This is a genomic window from Corallococcus carmarthensis, from assembly GCF_003611695.1.
GTDB lineage: Bacteria > Myxococcota > Myxococcia > Myxococcales > Myxococcaceae > Corallococcus > Corallococcus carmarthensis.
Genome location: NZ_RAWE01000473.1, coordinates 1 through 808, shown reverse-complemented (window position 1 = coordinate 808; position 808 = coordinate 1). Strand labels below are relative to the sequence as shown.

Annotated in this window: 3 protein-coding genes; all 3 read right to left on the bottom strand. The window is 67.8% G+C overall.

Annotated elements, in window-relative coordinates; translation table 11 throughout:
• Positions 1-12 precede the first annotated feature (12 nt).
• From epsW to D7X32_RS48035, 3 genes are read right to left on the bottom strand one after another with little or no spacing between them, the layout of a single operon-like run.
• The gene (gene epsW, locus D7X32_RS44540) at positions 13-420 is read right to left on the bottom strand and encodes an exopolysaccharide biosynthesis response regulator EpsW (RefSeq protein WP_120608488.1); all 408 of its coding nucleotides are present in this window, start codon (positions 418-420) and stop codon (positions 13-15) included.
• A gap of 23 nt (positions 421-443) precedes the next feature.
• Positions 444-620 (bottom strand): hypothetical protein, encoded by a 177-nt coding sequence (locus D7X32_RS46100; protein ID WP_167506575.1) that lies wholly within the window; start codon positions 618-620, stop codon positions 444-446.
• A gap of 10 nt (positions 621-630) precedes the next feature.
• The gene (locus D7X32_RS48035; RefSeq protein WP_497463405.1) at positions 631-804 is read right to left on the bottom strand and encodes a hypothetical protein; all 174 of its coding nucleotides are present in this window, start codon (positions 802-804) and stop codon (positions 631-633) included.
• Positions 805-808: the final 4 nt, after the last annotated feature.

Below are 808 nucleotides of genomic sequence, written 5' to 3'. Positions count from 1 at the left end.
GGGCGGGCGTGGTCACGCGCTGGTCCGGGGAACCGAGGCCTTGAGCACCTGACGCACGCGCTTCTCCAGCTCCTCGGGCGTGAAGGGCTTGCCCAGGTAGCCGTTGGCGCCGGCCTCTTCCGCGTAGGCCTTGTCCTCCGGCAGGTTGCGCGCGCTCACCATCAACACCGGCACGTGCGCGATGGCGGGCGTGCGGCGGATGTGTTCGCAGACGTCGTAGCCGGACACGTCCGGCAACGTCAGGTCCAGGCACACGAGGTCCGGCTTGAGCTCGCCGCTCGCCAGGTACTCCATGGCGGCCTTGCCGTTGGGCTGCTCCACCACGTTCTTCACGCCCATCTGCTGGAGCATGTCACGCAGCATGACGCGGAACATCGGAGAGTCCTCCACGAGGAGGACGGTGAGCTGTTGGAGCTCCATCACGTCTGACGCCTTTCCTTCCCTCACCCGAACCCATACTTGGGCACGAGGACGAGCACGCCATATGCGTACGCCATGTTGAAGAGGGCCACCCACAGGATGGCCTTCTTCATCCCCCGCCAGGGATGCGCATCGCGCGCGGCCGCTCCGGGCAGCGCGATGGTGGCAACGAGGACGGACAGGAGGATGAGCTTCGCCATGGCGGGAGCCTCAGAGGATACCCGTTTTCTGGACCGTCAGTCCCAGCGTCGCGGACCACACCGTGCGGGCCGCCTCCACGTCGGGCGAGCGAGTCCACGCCGTCCGGGTATCCACCTCCAGGGCGACCCATCGGTTCAGCGTCCAACCCGCGCCCACACCGCCCACCACCTGCCGGTCTCCCACCGCC